Here is a 19,146-nt window from a genome sequence, read left to right on the forward strand (position 1 = left end):
AGTTATGCTTTTGCCTCTTTTGCTTGATACAATTCCATTTCTTTTTTCAATATCTGTCTTGCTCGTGATAAGTTTGATTTTGATGTTCCTACAGAAATATTTAATAATTCTGCTATTTCTTTATGTGAATAATTATCTAATACATATAAGTTAAAAACTAAACGATACCTATCTGGTAAACTTTGAATGAGCTCTAATAAAACATCAATATTCACATTTTCAGTTTCAAGCTCTATTTCTTCTACTATTTCCTCATCAGGAGCTTCTGAAACTAACTGTAAAGGTGATTTTTCTCTATACTTTTGTAATGCTGTATTTATAGTTATTCTCTTCATCCATCCTTCAAAAGAACCTTTATGCTGATATTGAGGCATCTTTTTAAAAATAGTTAAAAAACTATCTTGTAAAGTATCTTCTGCATCTTGATAATTACGTGAATACTTTAAACACAGCGCAAAAAGTTTACCAGAAAACAACTGGTAAACTTGCGCTTGCGCTGTGATATTTTGATGACAGCATCCTTGTATGAGTTTTTCTAAATTGATGTTACAAATTTACTGGAATTACCACTTCTTCGTATACATCTTCTCCTTCATCATTTTTACCTTTCCAAAACTTAAAAACATAATCTTCTTCTTGTGTTGCCTCAACAGGAAAAGCATATTCTTCTTGTCTTACATCTTGAGTACAAGCAACATCAAGAGCTACTATTGCTGTACCAGCTACAATTCTAGTTGTATCCATTTTTTGATAATACAATCCATTAAAAGAGTAACAACTATTGGGTAGTGTATACTTTATCTTAATTGTATCAACTTCTCCGAATGTAAAACTTTCAGGAGTTGTGGCACTATCAACCTTTAAAAACTCATATCTAACATTAGGGCTGTCATCATCTAAACAAGAATAAAACGTAAATACACTTAAAAAAAGGATTAAAATTTTTTTCATGACATATATAATTAGGGTTATTATTTTAACTTTCCATGGTTTATATAGTAGATGAAAAAAAATTAAAAAGGTTGCGTCGAATACTCTTACTTTTGTAAAAGTTTATGAAGAACACCATTTTTAACATACAGTCTACAGAAGATTTTAATAAAACTGCACTACAAGTTTTTAAACATCAGTTTACAAATAATAAAGTGTATCGTTCTTTTTGTGATTTGATATACGTTCATCCTTCTGATGTACATACTATTGAACAAATTCCGTTTTTACCTATTCAGTTTTTTAAAACTCGAGAAGTACTTTCGTCTACAAATGAAATTCAAGAAACCTTTACAAGTTCTGGTACTACAGGAAGTACAACCAGTAAGCATTTAGTTACCGATTTATCTTGGTACGAAACCAGCTATTTAAAAGGTTTTGAACATTTTTACGGTAATATTGAAGACTATGTTGTACTAGCTTTGTTACCCAATTATTTAGAACGTAAAGGATCTTCTTTGATTTATATGGTTGAAGACTTAATTAAACGTTCTCAGCATCCTGAAAGTGGATTTTACCTCAACAATTTAGATGAACTTGCTCAAAAGCTTACACATTTAGATTCACAAGGAAAAAAAATATTACTTATAGGCGTTTCTTTTGCTTTATTAGATTTGGTAGAACAATATGAATTCAATCTTTCTAATACCATTATTATGGAAACTGGTGGAATGAAAGGAAGAAGAAAAGAACTTATTCGTAACGAATTACATGCGATTTTAAGCAATGGTTTTGGAGTAAATGAAATTCATTCTGAATACGGAATGACAGAGTTGTTAAGTCAAGGATATTCAAAAGGAAATGGTATTTTTAACTGTCCGCCATGGATGCAGGTCTTAACTCGTGATACTGAAGATGCTTTGACTATTTTACCTAAAGGAAAATCTGGCGGAATTAATGTAATTGATTTAGCAAACTACAATTCTTGTTCTTTTATTGCTACACAAGATTTAGGAAAGGTATACCAAGACAATAGTTTTGAAATTATAGGACGTTTTGATAATTCAGATATACGCGGTTGTAATTTGATGGTTTTGTAATCCTTTTTTATTTTTTACTATCTTCCCAGTCAATTAACCTCTATTATTTCAAGGTCTTATGAAAAACTGGGCAGAAAATGTACGGTGGAATCCATCTGCAGTTGCATTTCCTCATTCGGAAAATGAAATTCAACAACTTGTTTTAAAAGCTATACAATTTAATCAAAAAATTAGAGTCATTGGTTCTGGTCACTCTTTTACTTCTTTATGTAGTACTGACGAAATATTGGTAACACTCGACAATTTTCAAGGACTCATTTCAATTGATAAAGAAAAAAATCAAGCTACTGTAAAAGCAGGAACAAAACTATCACTTTTAGGAGAACTCCTTTTTAAAGAAGGATTAGCCATGGAAAACATGGGAGACATCAACGTTCAATCAATTGCAGGAGCCATAAGTACAGGTACACATGGAACTGGTGTTGGTCTAAAATCTATCAGTAACCAAGTCGTTGGATTAAAATTTGTGAATGGAAAAGGTGAAATCATTGAGTGTTCTACCGAAAAAAATATTGAGTTATTTAAAGCTGCTCAAGTATCATTAGGTTGTTTAGGCATTATCACTGAAGTTACTTTACAATGTGTTCCAGACTATAAACTAAAACTTCAAAACAAAAAGGAGAAATTAAGCGATGTGTTGGCTACTTTGGACAAAAGAAATTCTCAAAACCGTAATTTTGAGTTTTACTGGATTCCATACACAAATACTGCTTGGACAAAAACTTCCAACATTGTTGAAGATTCTGAACCCGATAAAGTAAACTTTTTTAATTATTGGACAGAATATGTACTCGAAAACTATGTTTTTAAGTTGATGTGCGAGTTTGCAAAAGTTTTTCCTTCACAAAACAAAACAGTTGCTAACATTACAGCAGCTAGTATAAGTAACGTAAAAAAAGTATATCACAGTCATAAAGTATATGCAACACAGCGAATGGTAAAGTTTCATGAAATGGAGTATAATATTCCTGCAGAAGCCTATCAAGATGTATTTAAGGATGTGCAAAAAATTGTCAACTCAAAAAAGTTCAATATTCATTTTCCTATTGAAAATCGCTGGGTAAAAGGAGATGATGTTTTTATGAGCCCTGCCTACGGAAGGGATTCGGCATATATTGCTTGTCACGTATACAATAAAAAAGATAGTAATGCTTATTTTGCTGCTTTAGAAGAAGTTTTTAAAGCCTATGACGGAAGACCTCATTGGGGTAAAATGAATACATTTACTTCGGATGATATTGCTAGAATGTACCCTAAATTTAACAACTTTATGACTTTCAGAAAAGAACATGATCCAGAAAATATATTTGTGAACCCGTATCTTCAAAAACTATTAGGTATTTAATATTATGGATGCTTATTTTAAAATCTTAAATAAAGAACTTAAAAACTACCAACGGGCCATTCCTTGTTTGTTAGTAGATTTAGATATTCTAGATGAAAATATTACAGAAGTAATTTCTAATTTTAGAAAAGATGCATCACTCAGAGTTGTAGTAAAATCATTGCCTTCGGTCCAATTAATTGAATATATATTAGAAAAAACACATTCAAGCAAGTTGATGGTTTTTCATCAACCTTTTTTAACTGATTTAGTTGCTCGATTTGGGGACAAAGCTGATATTTTATTGGGTAAACCCATGCCAATAAAAACTGCGGAATATTTTTACAACAACTTACCTCAACAGCACAACGGATTTAACCCATTTACTCAAATTCAATGGTTAGTTGATACCAAAAAAAGAATTGAAGAATACATTAATTTGGCAAAACAACTCAATCAAAAATTACGATTGAATATTGAAATTGATGTGGGTTTACACCGCGGTGGGTTTTCTTCTTTAAAAAGTTTAACAAAAGTACTATCACTTATTGAAAACAATCAAAATTTTGTTGAATTTTCTGGGTTTATGGGTTATGATCCACATGTAGTAAAACTTCCAAAGATTATTCGTTCTCAAAAGAAAGCACTACGATTAGCGAATCAATATTATGAAGACTGTAAAACCTTAGTTAAAAATGATTTTCCAGAGCTATGGAATGAAAATTTAACCTTTAACGGAGCCGGAAGCCCTACTTTAAACTTACACAAAGAACAAAATTCTCCAATAAACGATATTGCCATTGGTTCATGCTTTGTAAAACCTACAACATTTGATATTCTTTCATTAAAAAACTATAAACCAGCAACGTTTATAGCAACACCAGTTTTAAAAACTTTTTCAAATACAACGCTTCCAGGTTTAGAAAAAGTAAAACAAATTTTTAGTAAGAAATCTGCTTTTATTTATGGCGGTTTTTGGAAAGCTGACTATTACTACCCTGTAGGGGTAAAACAGAATAATTTGTTTGGTTCTTCTACTAATCAAACAATGATTAATGTTCCTAAAAACATACCTTTACAAGTAGATGATTTTGTCTTTTTAAGACCACACCAAAGTGAGTTTGTTTTTTTACAATTTGGAGAAATTTTACCTATTAGAAACGGTAAAATTCAACAGCCTTGGCAATTATTAAATAATTCTTAATTATTCAATTGTAATGTTTTTTGTTTTTCGTCGACTACTCATAAAATCTACAAACAATGAAAAACTTTATTACACTACTTTTAGTAGTAGTCTCTACTGCATTATACGCTCAAAAAACTGACTACAATACAAAAAAAGGTTATGTAGCCGAAGGTTACGATGTTGTTTCTTACTTTACAAATAGTGAACCTGTTGAAGGAATAAAGAAGTTTCAAACAACTTATGATGGAGCTAAATTCAAGTTTTCTTCAAAAGAAAATTTATCCCTTTTCAAAGAAAATCCAATAAAATACATTCCTCAATATGGTGGATATTGTGCATATGCTGTAGCTGCTAAGAAAACTAAAATGTATATTGATGCAGAAGCTTATGAAATTAGAGATGGTAAATTATACCTTTTTTATAGTTCTTGGCTTTCTAGCAAACTTGATGATTGGAAAAATGGTGATACTAAAAAGTTACAAGCTCAGGGAGATATAAACTGGGAAGAACTAAAACATAAAAAAAAATAAAATGAAACATATATTTATCTTCTTTCTATTTTTTTCAAGTATTGTCTTCTCACAAGAATACAATACTAAAAATGGAGTTATTGCTAAAGGTTACGATGTAGTAAGTTATTTTCATAATAAAGCCGAAAAAGGAAATAAAAAAATTACAACTAAATATAATAACGTTTCCTTTCGTTTTTCGTCAAAAGAAAATTTAGCTACTTTCCTTAAAAATCCTCAAAAATACAATCCACAATATGGAGGGTACTGCGCCTATGCCATTGGAAAAACTGGTGAAAAGGTGGATATTGATCCGAAAACTTTTGAAATACGAGATGGTAAACTGTATTTATTTTATAACTCTTGGGGAACCAATACTTTAAAAATGTGGTTAAAAGAAAATCCAGAAGAGCTCAAAAAACAAGCAGATACTAATTGGAAAAAATTGAATCGTTAGTTTTAGATTTAATAGTTGTGGGGGCGACTTCTAAAAGGGCTGATAATTTCAGCTTTTTTTTTATGCTTATCGTTTCTTTTTATTCTTATTTTTGGTTAATAAAAACAGCTCTATGAATAATTTCTCTTCTTTCAATAGAAAAAACATTCAACAAGAATTACAAACTACCGAATTTGATATTCTAGTGATTGGTGGTGGTATTACAGGTGCAGGTATTGCTTTAGATGCTGCCTCACGTGGAATGAAAGTCGCTTTAATTGAAAAAAATGACTTTGCTTCGGGAACCTCTAGTAAATCTACCAAACTAATTCATGGAGGTTTACGCTACTTAAAACAATTTGATTTTTGGTTGGTAAAAGAAGTGGGTACTGAGCGTGCTATTGTTCATAAACTAGCGCCACATTTGGTAATTCCTGAAAAAATGATTTTACCATTAATTGATGGCGGAACTTACGGTTCATGGCTAACATCTATCGGATTAAAAGTATACGATGTGTTAGCTTCTGTTGAAGGAGATGATAAACGTAAAATGCTTGATAAAAAAGAAGCGTTAGAAAAAGAACCTTTATTACCTAAAGGTATTTTAAATGGCGCTGGTTTTTATGCTGAATATCGTACTGATGATGCTCGTTTAACTATAGAGGTTTTAAAAACAGCAAGTCAGTACGACGCACAAATATTAAACTACACGCGTGCAGACGAATTTATTTACGAAAATAAGCGTGTGGTAGGTGCTAAAGTAACGGATGCTTTTACTGAAGAAAGTTATGATATTAGAGCTAAATATGTAGTAAACGCAGCTGGACCATGGGTAGATGAATTACGCCAAATTAACAATTCTAAAATTGGAAAACGTTTACATTTAACCAAAGGAGTTCACTTAGTTGTTCCGCATGAAAAATTACCCGTAAAACAATCTGTGTATTTCGATATTCCAGACGGTCGTATGATGTTTGCTATTCCTCGTGGAAAAGTAACCTATTTTGGAACTACCGATACCAATTATCAAGAAGATAAAGACACCGTTGAAACCTCAATGGTGGATGCTTTGTATTTAATTGAAGCAGTAAATAACATGTTTCCTGATATTCAATTAACCATAGATGATATTCAATCATCATGGGCAGGATTACGCCCGTTAATTCACGAAGAAGGAAAATCGGCTTCAGAATTATCTAGAAAAGATGAAATTTTTGTTTCTGATACCAAGTTAATTTCAATTGCTGGAGGAAAATTAACAGGTTATAGAAAAATGGCAGAACGGATTGTGGATATTGTTGCGAAAAAAATGAAACGTCGTTTTGAAGTTGAATTTGATCCAATTCAAACTGAAGAAATTGTTTTATCAGGAGGGCCTTTTCAAAATTATAAATCAGTAAAACTATACATTAATCAAATTTATAAACAACTAAAATTACATGGTTTTACTGAAAAAGATGCCAGTTATTTAGTATATAACTATGGTAAACAAACCGAACTTATTTTAGATAAGTTTGATGAGCTTAATGAAGAAAATATACAAGAGCGCTTATTAAAAGCTGAAATATGGTTTGTAATAAAGCATGAAATGACCTGTACTCCTACCGACTTCTTTATGAGAAGAACTGGTCGTTTATTTTTTGATAAACCTAGTGTTGATCTTTATAAAAACTTTGTTATTCAAGAATTTACAAGCCGCTTTAATTGGGATGAAAATACAACTTTAAAACATCAACAAGAATTGGATAAAAAAATAGCTTTAACCTTAAAATTTAACTAGTTTCTTACATAGAAAATTAATCGAGTATTATATCTTTGGCGACTGCAAAAACCTCGTTCTTCGAAAGGGTTTATACAATTAATTTTTAAGTAATATGAAACAACTAATACTAGTATTTTTTCTATTAACCGCGTTTATAGCAAAAAGTCAAACTAATATTATTTCGAACTCTGATTTTGATAATATTAAAATAAATAATATTGCCTTAACTGATATTAAAAAAACTTTAGGTAAACAAGCTAAAGTAGAGTCTTTATTAGGTGCAACTGTTTCTTTTGAAGATAATGGTTTTTATTACTATTTTAAGTTTAATGGTTTAAAACTAGATTTTTCTACTTCTGGAAGAAAACCATATATCGAGTCTTTAGATGTTTTAAGTAATGAAGCTACTTTTACTATTAAAGGAATAACAATTACTGTTGGAGATCCAATAAGTAAGTTAGGAGAAGTTGCTTTAACAACTGGTAGAAATGGCTCTAAGAGTATTTTATATGCTGAATGTGATAGTTGTGATGTTTTTATTAATATTAATTTTGATCAAACTACTAAAAAAATTACAAAAATCAATTATTTTGATATGTCATAATTGATTTTTAAAAATCATAGGTTCTAAAAAACCGAGGCTAATGCTTCGGTTTTTTTATACCTTCTTTTATACTTAATATTTACACACTTATGCCTTTTTAAAATTTAAAGAAATGAAAAGCATATACATTTGTCTCCGATGATTACAATATGGTAATCCGGGGGGGCTATCTATTACTAAATCAATCATATCTCCAATTAGAGATAAAAAGCCTGAGCTTATAAACTCAGGCTTTTAAATTATTAAACTCTATCTTTTTCTTTCTCTTTTTCAACATGCCCTTTTATTTTTAACATTTTTCTAGATGCTTTAGCATTCGATATAATCGTAATGGCTTTTGAAAACCCTCCTACTCTTCTTGTATCATATAATACTTCTATTTGCCCTTTTTCACCTGGCATAATTGGTTTTTCTGGTTTTTTAGGAACTGTACACCCACAAGTGGATTTAATATCTTTTATAATCAACGGTTCAGTACCAATATTTGTAAACTCAAACACACGAACCCCATCAGCGCCTTGTTTAATTTTTCCGTAATCGATTGATGCTGTTTCAAATTGAAACTCTTGAGCGTTTGCCATAATTGCCATTAATCCTACAATTACACATAATACAGTATTTCTCATTTTTAATATTTTTTAGTTAGTAATAAATATTTTATTTCTTCGAATGTATCTTAATATCTCCCCATAAAAAAACTAATCGTATACACTACTATAAAACATGTACAAACAACTTATAACATGTTATTGATACAAAGAAAAACGTCGTTAGTACTTTCTACTTTGATTACAGCTTATATTTTGTTTACTTTGAAATACACAATGAGCCTTTTAAAAAAACATAGCGCTGAAATTTTAATCCACTTACTTTTTTGGGCTTTATTTATCTTTATCTCACTTTTTGTATTTACCCAATATTATTGGGCAGAAAACCCTTTTTTACAGTACTTTTTTATTCTTATCATTATCGTATATACTAACAATCAACTATTGTTACCGCTATTCGTTAAAAAGAAATGGTATGTGTTATACGGAATTGCTTTTGTTCTTATTTCTGTTTTAGCAACTCAACTATACTGTAATGTTTTTGCACGTTGTGGATGTTCCATTATGAAGTGCTTAAGCGATTATTTATGGCAAACTCTAGTCCCTCTATTATTTTTCTCTTTTATATGGATGTTGTTTAAGTTTTTAGACGGACAAGAAAAATTAGCACAAACAACCCAAGAACGAACAGAAATGGAGTTGAAATTTTTAAAATCACAAATAAATCCGCATGTGCTCTTAAATAATTTAAACACGATTTATGCGTATTCTATTGACAAACCTAACCAAACCCCTGATTTAATCTTAAAACTCTCAGAAAACCTTAAACATGTCTTATATGAGACAATTTCTGAAAAGGTTTCTCTTGAAAAAGAACTACTTTTCATACAAAACTATATCGATTTTCAAAAAATTCGAACTGAAGGAGTGAAAGAAATTGATTACCATTATAAAACTGATAGTAATCAATACCAAATTGCTCCACTCCTTTTAATTACCATTATTGAAAATGCTTTTAAACATAGCATTGCATATAGTAAGATTGGTATTTTTATCAACGTTACTAACCATCAATTACATTTAATAAGTAGTAATCAATTCAATATAAACACAAATAAAAATACCAAAGCCATTGGCTTAGAAAACTTAAAAAAGAGATTGCTATTAATTTATCCAGATAATCATTCTCTTTACATTCATCAAAAAGGAGATGTTTTTACTATAGAACTGAAAATAGATCAATTATGAAATGTATAATTATTGAAGATGAGTTGCCTGCGCAAGCTATTTTGAAAAAGTATATCGGTAAAATTCCAGATACTGAAATTGTACATGCTTTTCAAACAGCCATACAAGCTAATGAGTTTCTGAAAAACAATACTGTTGATGTTATTTTTCTAGATATTAATTTACCTGATATTTCTGGATTAGACTTTATAAAAACAGTTAAAAACCCTCCTAAAATAGTTATTACAACTGCATATCCTGATTATGCAGTAAATAGTTTTGAGTTAGAAACAATTGTTGATTATTTGGTAAAACCCTTTTCTTTTGATCGCTTTTTAAAAGCAATTAGTAAAGTAGAAAGTCAATTATTAAAATCAAAAACTTCAGAAAAAGAAGCTACTTATTTAAATATAGATAAAATTATACATAAAGTATATCTAGCCGATATTTTATACTTAGAATCTGATCGAAACTATGTGCATTTTATCACCTCATCAAAAAAATTGACGATTATAGATTCATTAAAAAACTGGAATGAAACTCTAAATTCAAACAAATTTGTACAAATACACAAATCATATATTGTAAATTTAGAAAAGATTGAAAAATATACAGGAACTTTTCTTTATATAGAAAACATCAAAATTCCTATTGGTAGAACTTATAAAAATAACCTATTGACTCTTTTAAAAATTAAGAATCAATAGGTTATTGGGACTACTCCCAAGTATTTTCAGCTGCATCACCATTCCAAATAACCGTAGCTAAATACGGATTATCAATAAACGGATTTCTATTTCCTTGCGCATTAGCAACTGCGTTGTTACGTTGTATCTCTATATCAGATACAGGATCTTCAGCATTCCACTGTAACAATAAAGTAACCATATTACTATCAGAAGCTGTAACAGAACCGACAGCTACATTCTTTGGTAAACATCTATCTCCATATCGCAAGTACATGTACATCATCATACGAGCAACATCTCCTTTCCATTCATTACCAGGGTACCAGTTCCCTGAAACGTCTCCGGCATTCCCTGTACCTGCAGCAAATAATTTATTCCCTCTTTGAGAATTAAAAGTTACATCTGAAGGCCTTAAATGATGCGCATCTGCCCCTGGACCTGAAGTTCCTAAATTTGGATTTCCTAATGACTTAGGGTATACATGCTCTCTATTCCAATCTCCTGTATTTCCTCCATTGGCATCTTTACTACGAGTTCTATCTGTTACATAATTACCATCTGTATCGTCATGACCATAAATTAAAACTACTTTGCTATTATCGTTAGGGTCTAAATCTGATTGTTTTAATACATTCCAAACATCTGGCGTATAATCTAAGAAGGTAGTATGACTATTAATAATTTCAGTAGCTAAAATATCTTTTAAAGAACTTCCTGTTAAGGTAAAGTCTACATCTTTATAATATTCTGATAATTCAGAAGGGATATTAAAACTTCCTGGATTACCATTGGCTGAAGCATTTATATTAATGATTACCGTTGCAGTAGAACAATTACTTGGCGTAATTGTACTGCAAATAGTATACTTAAAAGAATCTGTACCTACAAAATCTTGTGCTGGCGTGTATATAAAAGCATTATTGCTCTTAACTATAGTTCCATTTCTTGCAGAACTAGTCTCAAACGTTACTTTTACATTTCCTGAAGTATAAGTATCATTCTCTAAAAAACTAGCTAATACATTCTCTTTATTTTCTTCAGCTTCAAAGGAATCATCAACAGCTACTACTTTATCTTCTGTTGGTACAACATCACTATCACTTCCTCCACAATTAATAAACAACATTAAAATTGTTATTATTCCTATTATTTTCTTCATGATTCTATCTTAAATAATTAGTCTTTTTTATGTTTATCATGTACTTTGGTAGGTACATTATCATTCCATACTGTTAAAATATCTGTCGCTACACTTGCTCCACTTCCTGCTGCAATTGCAAACTGACTTCTCCACCCAGCTAAGGTTCCGCAAACATATAACCCTTCTTTTATTAAGTGGTTGAAATTACGTAACTGAATTCTATCTTTCATAGCATTTGCTCTAATATGACGCTCTACATATTGTTCTAAACCAGCTATTTCAAAAGGCTTTGAATAGTTTAGGGCTATAACAACTTTTTTACTGTAATATTCATTTTTATTAGTGATTATCTTATATCCATTTTCATCATCCAAAACAGCTATCACTTTTTCATTTTCAATTTGAGATACTTCTGGGTATAAATTTTTTAACTGATTTCTACCGCTTTCTAGAATATCTTTTCCTAAAGTTTCTGGAGCTAAGCCTAGAACATTATTAAAGAGAGCATCTTGTAGGTGAGAAGAACGCTGATGCATTATAATTCCAACTGTTTTTCCTTTTGCATATTCTTTAGTAAGTGCAGAACCTAAAACTAAAGCGCATTGCATACCTGATACTCCTCCTCCAACAATAAGTACATCAAAAACCATAGTTAAGCTACTAACATTTTAAAGTTAGCCGCAAATAATTTAACTGCAATAGCTAACAAGATTACACCAAATATTTTTCTTATAATTTTTATTCCGTTTGGTCCAATTACTTTTTCAATTTTTCTGGACGTTTTTAACACAATATAAATTACAATTACATTTAATAAAACGGCTACAATAATATTTTCAAGGTTAAATTCCGCACGTAATGAAAGTAGTGTTGTTAAGCTACCAGGACCTGCTATTAATGGGAAAGCTAAAGGAAAAACAGTTGCACTTAATGCTTCCTCATCATCTTCTTTGTAAAGAGTAATTCCTAATATCATTTCTAATGCTAGGAAAAACAAGATAAAAGCACCTGCCACTGCAAATGAGTGTACATCTATACCTATTAAATTTAATAGTCTCTGTCCTAAGAATAAAAACAGAATCATAATAAATCCTGCTATTACAGAAGCTTTTTCTGATTGAATGTGTCCTACTTTTTTACGTAAATCAATAATGATAGGAATGTTTCCAACAATATCAATTACCGCAAATAATACCATAAAGGCTGTGAAGATTTCTTTGAAGTTAAAGTCCATAGTTGCTATATTTTCGCGTGCAAAATTATATAAGTAATGTTACAATCTAGTATTTTTGCATTTAAATTTACAAGAAGTTAATATAAACTTCCCAATATTAAAGACATTTTATGTTTCAATTAGGAAAAACCATCGTTTCAGAAGACCTTATAGAAAAAGAGTTTGTTTGTAACTTATCTGCATGTAAAGGGGCTTGTTGTATAGATGGCGATGCGGGAGCACCCCTTGAAAAAGAGGAAACAATAATTTTAGAAGAAATATACCCAAAAATTAAACCTTTTTTACGAAAAGAAGGAATTGAAGCTATTGAAAAACAAGGTACTTGGATTACTAGTGATTTTGGTGAACTGGAAACTCCTTTAATTAATGATGCCGATTGTGCTTATGTTATTTTTGATGATAAAGGCACTGCCTTATGTGCCATTGAAGAAGCATATAACCAAGGTATTGTAGATTGGAAAAAACCCGTTTCTTGCCATTTGTATCCTGTTCGTGTAAAGGATTATAGTGAATTTGCTGCCGTAAACTACCACAAATGGGAAATTTGCGACGATGCTTGTTCTTTAGGTAAAGAATTACAAGTTCCTGTATACAAATTTGTAAAACAAGCTTTAATTAGAAAGTTCGGCCAAAACTGGTATGATGAACTTGAAAAAACAGCAGAAAAATATTTAAAAAAATAAGATAAAAAACGATGCTATTTAGCGTCGTTTTTTATCTTATTAGTATATATACTTAACTAATATTTCCCATTATTTTTCTATGTAAACGAATAGCATATCCATCAGATAAACCTGCAACATAGCTTGAAATTTGCATAATTCTATCATATAAGCTTTCTTTATCTTGTTGATATTCCTGTGGAATTAGATTAAGTACTAACTTATCATAATTAGATTGTTTATCATCAAATTTATTATTTAAAGCAGTTACAAAAACATCTAGAAGATCTGCTATGATTTTATATCCTGCAACTTCTTTTTCAACAACCTCTTTACTTCTGTAAATTTTATCAACACTTAATTTAATAATATCATTAATCTGAGCTTCATATTTACATTTATCTAATAACCCTTTATCAAAGGTTCCATTTAAAATAGCTTTTTCATTATCTAAAAAGATGGCTACTGCTTCATTAATTAATACTCCTATGGCTAAGGCACGTAAATAACTTACACGATCTTTAGTATGCTGTAATGAATGGTATTTTTTACTATCAATCGTATCTTTTACCAACTTAATCATATATTCTAAGGCATAATCTTCTTCAATTAAACCTAGATTGATTCCATCTTCAAAATCGATAATTGTATAACAAATATCATCAGCTGCTTCAACTAAGTATGCTAATGGGTGACGATAATAAGAAACTCCTTCAGATTCTTTTTTCAATAACCCTAAATCTTCAGCTACATCTAAAAAAGCATCTTTTTCTGACTGAAAAAAGCCGTATTTCTTATCTACAATATGATTTGTTGGTTTCTTTGGCAAACTCTCTTTAGGGTACTTTAAAAAAGCTCCTAGTGTTGCATATGACAAACGTAAACCTCCTTGAATTCCTTCTCTATTTTCTGTTAGGATTTTAAACCCGTTGGCATTTCCTTCAAAATCTATTAAATCTTGATATTCCGAATCAGTTAATTGATTTTTATACTGAAGACCTTTTCCCGTTTTAAAATATTCTCCAATGGCTTTTTCTCCTGAATGTCCGAATGGTGGATTCCCAATATCGTGCATTACTGATGCCGCAGCTACAATAGCTCCAAAATCATTAAAAGTGTATCCTAGTTCTTTTAATTTTGGGTGGCGCTCTAGTAATTCTTTACCTACTCTTCGTCCCAACGTGCGCCCTACAACTGATACTTCTAAACTATGCGTTAAACGTGTATGAACAAAATCGGTTTTTGATAATGGAATTACTTGTGTTTTATCTTGCAAACTACGAAAAGCCGATGAAAATATAATTCTATCAAAATCTACCTCAAAACCTAAACGAGTTTCATCTTGTTTTGCACGTTCACGTTTTTGGGTATCACCAAAACGTTTTAAAGAAAGGAGTTGTTCCCAGTTCATCATTCGTAAATAAAATTTTGTCGAAAATACAAAATCTTTACCCTAAACCTAGTTTTTCTTCTATATCATATTCTCTAATAACCTCTCTATCCGACGCAGCTACTTCTAACCATTCTGTAAAATTTTTCACCTTGTAATGTAAACATCCATCCATATAATAAGCTAATGACCATTCATTATCCTTTCTCTCTTCATGAGTTAACCAACACCATGCTCCTCCGTTTGAGTCTCCTATCATTAAAGAAAGTAAACTTTCTGTCATAATCTTCTCCTCTCCTAAATAAACAAATTCGTTTAAAGTTTTATTGTAATCGTATTCTTTATAAAAGCCTCCATTTTGGATGCTATCTATATTTTGTACAAAAACCCAATCGCCTCCATCTCCAAAATATTTCAGAAATAGTTTATATGACTTTGGGAGTTTTAGATTTAACTTCTCTTCAATCATTTTAATTTCTTCATCAGTTAATGTTTTTCCAACATTCTCATGATAATGGTAGTTTTCTAATAACCTAACTATACTTTTAGAAATAGGATGATTGTAATCAGTAGAATTCCTAAATTTATCTAGCAAACTTTTTGCTTTACTCCTAACAGCTTTTTTCTTTTCTATTTTACCTGAATCAATTCTGTTATTCTTTCTTAAAATAGCAACAGCGGCGGAAAAAATGCCAAGAATTATAAAATATTTTATCTCCATAGACCTCTAAAATATTAAAAAAGAGAAGCCTATCGACTTCTCTTTATCACTTTTAATTTAATTCTAGCTTAAGATCCACACATTAAACAATCGTCTGGTCCTTCTGCATTTTTAGAAGCTTCAACCATCGCTTTGAATTCATCTGTACTCATTGGCTTGTCTTCTTCCTTCTTTTCTATATTTAACGTAAACTGCTTCGCATTTACAGCAGATTTGGTACGTAAATAATACATTCCTGTTTTTAATCCAGATTTCCATGCGTAGAAGTGCATTGAGGTTAACTTCGCATAATCAGGATCTTGCATAAATAAGTTTAACGATTGAGATTGATCGATGAAGTACCCTCTATGACGTGCCATATCGATAATATCTTTCATACTCATTTCCCAAACGGTTTTGTATAAATCTTTTAAGTTTTGTGGAATAGCATCAATATGTTGAATTGATCCGTTGGCACGCATAATATCTTCCTTCATATCATTATCCCATAAACCTAACTCTACTAAATCTTCTAATAAATGTTTATTTACTACGATAAACTCTCCTGATAATACTCTACGTGTGTAGATATTAGAAGTATATGGTTCAAAAGCTTCATTGTTTCCTAATATTTGAGAGGTAGATGCTGTAGGCATTGGCGCTACTAATAATGAGTTACGAACTCCATGTTTTTTTACGTTTTTTCGTAGTTTTTCCCAATCCCAACGACCGCTCAACTCATCGTCTTTGATTCCCCACATATTGTGCTGGAATTCTCCTTGTGACATTGGAGATCCTTTGTAAGTTGAATAAGCTCCTTTAGTTTTAGCAACTTCCATTGATGAGGTTACAGAAGCAAAATACAAGGTTTCAAAAATTTCTTGATTTAATTTCTTTGCTTCTTCAGAAGTAAACGGTAAACGTAACATGATAAAAGCATCTGCTAACCCTTGAATTCCTAACCCTACCGGACGGTGACGGAAGTTTGAGTTTTCTGCTTCTTTTACTGGATAATAGTTACGATCGATTACCGTATCTAAATTACGGATTACCTTTTTAGTTACTTTAAATAGCTTTTGATGATCAAAAAACTTATTACCGTTTTCATCTTCAGCAACAAACATTGGTATTGCTATTGATGCTAAGTTACATACCGCTACTTCATCTTCAGCAGTATATTCCATAATCTCAGTACATAAGTTTGAAGAACGAATTGTTCCTAAATTCTTTTGATTTGATTTACGGTTTGCTGCATCTTTATATAACATGTACGGAGTACCTGTTTCTATTTGTGATTCTAAGATTTTCTCCCATAAATCACGCGCTTTAATAGTTTTTCTTCCTTTTCCAGCAGCTTCATAACTTGTATATAAACGCTCAAACTCTTCACCATAAGTGTCATATAAATGTGGACACTCATGCGGACACATTAACGTCCAGTCAGCATCTTCTTGTACGCGCTTCATGAATAAATCTGAAATCCACATAGCGTAGAACAAATCACGTGCACGCATTTCTTCTTTACCATGGTTTTTCTTCAAATCTAAGAAATCATAAATATCAGCGTGCCATGGTTCTAAATACATTGCAAATGAACCTTTACGCTTTCCTCCTCCTTGATCTACATAACGAGCTGTATCGTTAAATACTCGTAACATAGGTACAATTCCATTTGATGTTCCGTTAGTACCTGCAATATAACTTCCAGTAGCACGGATATTGTGAATAGATAAACCGATACCTCCAGCTGATTGTGAAATTTTAGCTGTTTGTTTTAAAGTATCATAAATTCCATCAATACTATCATCTTGCATTTGTAGTAAGAAACAAGACGACATTTGTGGTTTTGGCGTACCTGAATTAAATAACGTTGGCGTTGCATGGGTAAAATATTTTTTACTCATTAATTCGTATGTAGCAATTGCCTCGTCAATATCTTCTTTATGTATACCTATAGCAACACGCATTAACATTTGTTGCGGACGCTCAACAATGTTTCCGTTTAATTTTAATAAGTAAGAACGCTCTAATGTTTTAAAACCAAAATAATCGTAGTTAAAATCACGGCTATAGATAATTGTTGAATCTAATTTATCAGCATTATCCATGATAATTTTATACACATCATCTGCTAGTAAAGGAGCTTTATTTCCTGTACGTGGATTAATGTATTCGTATAAATCCGTCATTGTTTCCGAAAACGATTTCTTGGTGTTCTTATGTAAGTTAGATACGGCAATTCTAGCTGCTAATTTCGCATAATCAGGATGCGCAGTTGTCATTGTCGCAGCAATTTCAGCTGCTAAATTATCTAATTCAGAAGTAGTTACCCCATCATACAGTCCTTCAATAACACGCATTGCTACTTTTACTGGATCAACAATATTGTTTAATCCATAACACATTTTTCTAACCCTTGCTGTGATTTTATCGAACATCACAGGCTCTTTTCTGCCGTCTCTTTTTACTACATACATATTGATATTGTTTTTTTGGTTAATAGCGTCGCCAAAACATAGTTGTTTATGACAACATGTAAAATGTTAATACTTGTTTGTTTCTTTTGAAACGATTATAACGCTAAAGCACTGAAAAAAGTGCTCTAGCTGAGTAATACTGCATGTAGGGGAAATAGCAGCTTATTGGTTCCTAAAAATCTGCATCAAAGCTGATGCTTCCTGTACCACCTGATTTTACTCCAGCTTTTTGGTACTCTGATACTCTTTTTTCAAAGAAGTTAGTTTTCCCTTCCAAAGAAATCATTTCCATGAAGTCAAATGGATTGGTAGACTCATACTCTTTTTCACATCCGAATTCTAAAAGTAGTCTATCGGTAACATACTCTAAATATTGCGTCATTAACGTTGCATTCATACCTATTAAACTAACAGGTAGAGACTCGGTAATAAACTCTCTTTCAATATCTAAAGCTGAGATAATAATATTTCTTATTCTTTCTTTTGGCACTTTATTTACTAAGTGATTGTTGTGTAAGTGTACAGCAAAATCACAGTGCATACCCTCATCACGAGAAATTAACTCATTTGAGAATGTTAATCCAGGTAATAACCCACGTTTCTTTAACCAGAAAATTGAGCAAAAAGATCCTGAGAAGAAAATTCCTTCAACAGCGGCAAAAGCGATTAAACGCTCAGCAAACGAATCAGATTCGATCCATTTTAAAGCCCAATCTGCCTTCTTTTTAATTGCTGGAAAAACTTCAATTGCTTTGAATAATCTATCTTTCTCTTCTTCATCCTTAATATACGTATCAATTAATAATGAATACGTTTCAGAATGAATATTCTCCATCATGATTTGGAAACCATAAAAGAATTTTGCTTCCGAATATTGAACTTCGTTTACAAAGTTTTCTGCTAAATTTTCATTTACAATTCCATCAGATGCGGCAAAAAATGCTAAAACATGCTTAATAAAGTAACGCTCATCGTCTGTTAGTTTAGAATTCCAGTCTGTTAAGTCTGAATGTAAATCAATTTCTTCAGCAGTCCAAAAACAAGCTTGTTGCTTTTTATACCATTCCCATAAGTCATTATGTTGAATTGGAAAAATTACAAATCTGTCTTTATTTTCTTGTAAAATTGGTTCAATCGATGCCATGCTTTTTAAGCTCTTTTTAGTGTGTTATTTTTATTCCCTGAGTATAGAAACAAAGATTGGAAAATTTGCTAAATTCTGAAAGC

Annotated in this window: 20 protein-coding genes; 10 read left to right on the top strand and 10 right to left on the bottom strand. The window is 31.1% G+C overall.

The window, feature by feature from the left end; genetic code table 11:
• Positions 1-2: 2 nt before the first annotated feature.
• Complete coding sequence (locus AC3VJB_RS12445; RefSeq protein WP_317039777.1) at positions 3-554, bottom strand: RNA polymerase sigma factor; 552 nt, start codon at positions 552-554, stop codon at positions 3-5.
• The gene (locus AC3VJB_RS12450; protein WP_497667207.1) at positions 547-951 is read right to left on the bottom strand and encodes a hypothetical protein; all 405 of its coding nucleotides are present in this window, start codon (positions 949-951) and stop codon (positions 547-549) included. Before AC3VJB_RS12450 ends, AC3VJB_RS12445 begins: the two co-directional genes overlap by 8 nt.
• Before the next feature lie 104 nt (positions 952-1,055).
• Between AC3VJB_RS12450 and AC3VJB_RS12455 the strand changes: the two genes are divergently transcribed.
• From AC3VJB_RS12455 to AC3VJB_RS12485, 7 genes are all read left to right on the top strand, one after another.
• Positions 1,056-2,030, top strand: coding sequence for a LuxE/PaaK family acyltransferase (locus AC3VJB_RS12455; RefSeq protein ID WP_497667208.1), 975 nt, complete (start codon positions 1,056-1,058; stop codon positions 2,028-2,030).
• 58 nt (positions 2,031-2,088) lie between these two features.
• Positions 2,089-3,375: an FAD-linked oxidoreductase, L-gulonolactone oxidase family gene (locus AC3VJB_RS12460; RefSeq protein ID WP_497667209.1), complete on the top strand. Its 1,287-nt coding sequence runs from the start codon at positions 2,089-2,091 to the stop codon at positions 3,373-3,375.
• A gap of 4 nt (positions 3,376-3,379) precedes the next feature.
• The gene (locus AC3VJB_RS12465; RefSeq protein ID WP_497667210.1) at positions 3,380-4,558 is read left to right on the top strand and encodes an alanine racemase; all 1,179 of its coding nucleotides are present in this window, start codon (positions 3,380-3,382) and stop codon (positions 4,556-4,558) included.
• A gap of 56 nt (positions 4,559-4,614) precedes the next feature.
• Complete coding sequence (locus AC3VJB_RS12470) at positions 4,615-5,070, top strand: YHS domain-containing (seleno)protein (RefSeq protein WP_047788077.1); 456 nt, start codon at positions 4,615-4,617, stop codon at positions 5,068-5,070.
• 1 nt (position 5,071) lies between these two features.
• Positions 5,072-5,506: a YHS domain-containing (seleno)protein gene (locus tag AC3VJB_RS12475; RefSeq protein WP_073182369.1), complete on the top strand. Its 435-nt coding sequence runs from the start codon at positions 5,072-5,074 to the stop codon at positions 5,504-5,506.
• Positions 5,507-5,618: 112 nt separating this feature from the next.
• Entirely contained in the window at positions 5,619-7,265 is a 1,647-nt protein-coding gene (locus tag AC3VJB_RS12480; protein WP_497667211.1) for a glycerol-3-phosphate dehydrogenase/oxidase, read from the top strand.
• 94 nt (positions 7,266-7,359) lie between these two features.
• On the top strand, positions 7,360-7,851 hold the full coding sequence (locus AC3VJB_RS12485) for a hypothetical protein (RefSeq protein WP_047788080.1): 492 nt from the start codon (positions 7,360-7,362) through the stop codon (positions 7,849-7,851).
• Positions 7,852-8,093: 242 nt separating this feature from the next.
• Here the strand turns inward: AC3VJB_RS12485 and AC3VJB_RS12490 are convergent, their stop codons facing one another.
• Positions 8,094-8,477, bottom strand: a complete 384-nt coding sequence (locus tag AC3VJB_RS12490) for a DUF1573 domain-containing protein (protein WP_167712585.1) — start codon at positions 8,475-8,477, stop codon at positions 8,094-8,096.
• Positions 8,478-8,675: 198 nt separating this feature from the next.
• On the opposite strand from AC3VJB_RS12490, the gene AC3VJB_RS12495 reads away from it, so the two are divergent.
• The gene (locus tag AC3VJB_RS12495; RefSeq protein WP_167712584.1) at positions 8,676-9,647 is read left to right on the top strand and encodes a sensor histidine kinase; all 972 of its coding nucleotides are present in this window, start codon (positions 8,676-8,678) and stop codon (positions 9,645-9,647) included.
• A complete protein-coding gene (locus AC3VJB_RS12500; RefSeq protein ID WP_167712583.1) occupies positions 9,644-10,333 on the top strand; it encodes a LytR/AlgR family response regulator transcription factor in 690 nt (229 codons plus the stop codon). The genes AC3VJB_RS12495 and AC3VJB_RS12500 overlap by 4 nt, the downstream gene beginning before the upstream one ends.
• Before the next feature lie 10 nt (positions 10,334-10,343).
• Here the strand turns inward: AC3VJB_RS12500 and AC3VJB_RS12505 are convergent, their stop codons facing one another.
• Genes AC3VJB_RS12505 through AC3VJB_RS12515 form a run of 3 tightly spaced genes read right to left on the bottom strand, consistent with a single transcriptional unit; the run spans position 10,344 to position 12,690 of the window.
• Positions 10,344-11,474: an endonuclease gene (locus AC3VJB_RS12505; RefSeq protein WP_167712582.1), complete on the bottom strand. Its 1,131-nt coding sequence runs from the start codon at positions 11,472-11,474 to the stop codon at positions 10,344-10,346.
• A 17-nt stretch (positions 11,475-11,491) separates the two neighbouring features.
• Positions 11,492-12,106, bottom strand: a complete 615-nt coding sequence (locus AC3VJB_RS12510; protein WP_159610635.1) for an FAD-dependent oxidoreductase — start codon at positions 12,104-12,106, stop codon at positions 11,492-11,494.
• A gap of 2 nt (positions 12,107-12,108) precedes the next feature.
• Positions 12,109-12,690: a MarC family protein gene (locus tag AC3VJB_RS12515; protein WP_047788084.1), complete on the bottom strand. Its 582-nt coding sequence runs from the start codon at positions 12,688-12,690 to the stop codon at positions 12,109-12,111.
• Positions 12,691-12,800: 110 nt separating this feature from the next.
• On the opposite strand from AC3VJB_RS12515, the gene AC3VJB_RS12520 reads away from it, so the two are divergent.
• Positions 12,801-13,373: a DUF3109 family protein gene (locus AC3VJB_RS12520; protein ID WP_047788085.1), complete on the top strand. Its 573-nt coding sequence runs from the start codon at positions 12,801-12,803 to the stop codon at positions 13,371-13,373.
• Between the two features lie 52 nt (positions 13,374-13,425).
• Here the strand turns inward: AC3VJB_RS12520 and AC3VJB_RS12525 are convergent, their stop codons facing one another.
• The 4 genes from AC3VJB_RS12525 to AC3VJB_RS12540 form a co-directional block, all read right to left on the bottom strand.
• Positions 13,426-14,763, bottom strand: coding sequence for a deoxyguanosinetriphosphate triphosphohydrolase (locus tag AC3VJB_RS12525; RefSeq protein ID WP_047788086.1), 1,338 nt, complete (start codon positions 14,761-14,763; stop codon positions 13,426-13,428).
• Between the two features lie 37 nt (positions 14,764-14,800).
• Complete coding sequence (locus AC3VJB_RS12530; protein WP_167712581.1) at positions 14,801-15,463, bottom strand: SMI1/KNR4 family protein; 663 nt, start codon at positions 15,461-15,463, stop codon at positions 14,801-14,803.
• 68 nt (positions 15,464-15,531) lie between these two features.
• On the bottom strand, positions 15,532-17,919 hold the full coding sequence (locus AC3VJB_RS12535) for a ribonucleoside-diphosphate reductase subunit alpha (protein WP_497667212.1): 2,388 nt from the start codon (positions 17,917-17,919) through the stop codon (positions 15,532-15,534).
• A gap of 172 nt (positions 17,920-18,091) precedes the next feature.
• Entirely contained in the window at positions 18,092-19,063 is a 972-nt protein-coding gene (locus AC3VJB_RS12540; RefSeq protein ID WP_274638808.1) for a ribonucleotide-diphosphate reductase subunit beta, read from the bottom strand.
• Positions 19,064-19,146 lie beyond the last annotated feature (83 nt).

The sequence above is a fragment of the Tenacibaculum sp. TB-53 genome, assembly GCF_059716285.2.